At 52.8% G+C, this 2,020-nt stretch carries 5 protein-coding genes; all 5 read right to left on the bottom strand.

Annotation, left to right across the window (positions count from 1 at the left end):
- Positions 1-126 precede the first annotated feature (126 nt).
- Entirely contained in the window at positions 127-348 is a 222-nt protein-coding gene (locus WCO51_12985; protein ID MEI6514168.1) for a type II toxin-antitoxin system HicA family toxin, read from the bottom strand.
- A 51-nt stretch (positions 349-399) separates the two neighbouring features.
- A complete protein-coding gene (locus tag WCO51_12980) occupies positions 400-603 on the bottom strand; it encodes a type II toxin-antitoxin system HicB family antitoxin (protein MEI6514167.1) in 204 nt (67 codons plus the stop codon).
- A gap of 215 nt (positions 604-818) precedes the next feature.
- On the bottom strand, positions 819-1,151 hold the full coding sequence (locus WCO51_12975) for a helix-turn-helix transcriptional regulator (protein ID MEI6514166.1): 333 nt from the start codon (positions 1,149-1,151) through the stop codon (positions 819-821).
- Positions 1,152-1,155: 4 nt separating this feature from the next.
- The gene (locus tag WCO51_12970; protein ID MEI6514165.1) at positions 1,156-1,419 is read right to left on the bottom strand and encodes a hypothetical protein; all 264 of its coding nucleotides are present in this window, start codon (positions 1,417-1,419) and stop codon (positions 1,156-1,158) included.
- Complete coding sequence (locus WCO51_12965; GenBank protein MEI6514164.1) at positions 1,416-1,709, bottom strand: type II toxin-antitoxin system RelE/ParE family toxin; 294 nt, start codon at positions 1,707-1,709, stop codon at positions 1,416-1,418. Before WCO51_12965 ends, WCO51_12970 begins: the two co-directional genes overlap by 4 nt.
- Between the last annotated feature and the right edge of the window lie 311 nt (positions 1,710-2,020).

The raw sequence follows: 2,020 nt of genomic DNA, 5'->3' as shown, positions 1-2,020 counted from the left end.
AACTAACCTCGGCATCCCGAAGTTGCCAAGACCTTGACGGTGCCACGGTGCCCGCCGCGCGTGCTTCCCGGACGGAGAACAATATCCACATCCACCGCCAAGGCCCCCCTCTTGCATGAAGTAGAGCTAAAGCAACTTCAAGAACTCCTCAACAGTCATCCCAGCGTTACGAATTAGCGCGCGAAGCGTTCCCGTGGATAGCTCTTTGTGCTGGGGTATCGATAAATTGACTCGGATGCCAGGCATGACAAGGACAAGATGGCTTCCTACTTGTCCGATAGGCTGCCATCCGGCTTTTGCGAACGCCTTGGCCGCTTCTTTGCCAGAAATGTTACCCAACCTGCTCACCGTGTGGAAGCCCTTAAAATTTGCGACGGAAGCCTTTGATCCGAGAAGACCTCAAACGGCGACCAGCACCGGTTGCGCATGGATATTAGCGACTGCTTTCTGATCTTCGGCCCAAAGCCAAGCAGTGATCGCTTCTTTGATATTCTCCAATGCCTCTTTTTCGTCTTTGCCCTGAGATACGCACCCAGGCAGGGTCGGGCACTCGACGACAACCCAGTCGTCTTCCGCGTGTTGAAGCGTTACATGAAAAAACATGAACTCAATCTCCGTCATTGAACATCGGCAGGACTACTGAACTGACGTTATTTTCAAAAACCGGGCACGCAGGCCCTAAAGCAACGCTACGATCCAGTCCCTAAAATGAAATCTTGATCGCAAGCCATTCTAGCATTATGAGCTTTGTGCGACAAGTTACCATGGGGAATAAATGTGGCATCCACCGAATTTGGGGCATATGCACAGCATGGGAACTAACCTCGGCATCCCGAAGTTGCCAAGACCTTGACGGTGCCACGGTGCCCGCCGCGCGTGCTTCCCGGACGGAGAACAATATCCACATCCACCGCCAAGGCATTGAGAAGTTCCAGCAACCGCTCCACGGAAAAGCCCGAAAACCGGCCGTTCATAAGCTTGGACACGTCAGGCTGCTTTAGTCCAAGTACTTTCGCTGCCTTGATCTGCGACAGTCCGAGGACTTTTATCCGCTGATAGAGCTGGCGAGTAAGTTCCGCCTTCGTTTGCAGGTCATCTGCATTCGGAAGGTCGAGATCGGCAAAAACATTGCCGCTGCCCTCAACGACCAGAATCTTAGCGAGGAAGATCGAGTCCCAATTCCCTCTTCAGATCATCATGGCCGACGGTTTGGCCCTCTTGAATTTGCTGCCGAGACCGCGTGAGCGATACCAAAAACCGCGGGTCTCGCTCCTGTGCGTACCACTCAAGATCATCGTCGTCGAAAGGGACGAGCATTGCTACGGCGTGCCCATTGCGCATCACAAGCACCTCCTCCTGCTCTGCTTGCCGTATGGTCTCTTCCCAAGGCATATTTTCGGTCCAAGTCACAGTTTTCATGTTGGTTCCTCCGGCGTCGGTTGTGTGGTCTTTTTGAGTACTCGAAGCACGTTGACCGCGCGCCGCTCTTCATCCACATCGTAATACGTGCGAAAATCGCCGATACGGAGGCGAAAATGGCTCCAAAACGGCTGGGCCATGGCTTTGATCCGGCTCTTGCTTACCTGCCCTGGTTGATGCGCCAAGTACTGTTCGATCCCATCAAGGAGCGCGCGTTGATCGAATACACGCAGACAACGGATGTCGTCAGCCGCTTGTTCGGCATAGCGAATGTCATAACGATCACTCATCTAAACTATTTTAGCGAAATTGCATAGCTAAAAGAAGGGGGGTGTCTATCATCAGGTGTCTATCATCAGACTCTACAGGAACCTGAGTATACCAGATGCCCCATATATCCCTCATGTTCGCCGTACATCGTCTCGCAGAATGGCTTTCCTCTTGTAGGACAAGTTTTCTTCTGCCACAATATAGGGGCTGCTGGACAGGCCAGAGAATGTCCCTCGCCCTATGCCCACCCCGGGGGAGGGGCAAATACCGAAAATCGCCCTATCCGAACGAGATCGCGACAAAGTTATGCTCGCCAAACTCAAAACCTTCA

It is taken from the genome of bacterium (assembly GCA_037131655.1).
GTDB lineage: Bacteria > Armatimonadota > Fimbriimonadia > Fimbriimonadales > JBAXQP01 > JBAXQP01.
The sequence above is the reverse complement of the archived record's forward strand: the minus strand, read 5'-3'. Positions and strand labels throughout refer to the sequence as shown.

Excerpts from the sequence above, each read along its gene's own strand:
- WCO51_12970 (MEI6514165.1), bottom strand. The coding sequence starts at position 1,419 with ATGAAAACTGTGACTTGGACCGAAAATATGCCTTGGGAAGAGACCATA.
- WCO51_12980 (MEI6514167.1), bottom strand. The coding sequence starts at position 603 with ATGTTTTTTCATGTAACGCTTCAACACGCGGAAGACGACTGGGTTGTC.
- WCO51_12965 (MEI6514164.1), bottom strand. The coding sequence starts at position 1,709 with ATGAGTGATCGTTATGACATTCGCTATGCCGAACAAGCGGCTGACGAC.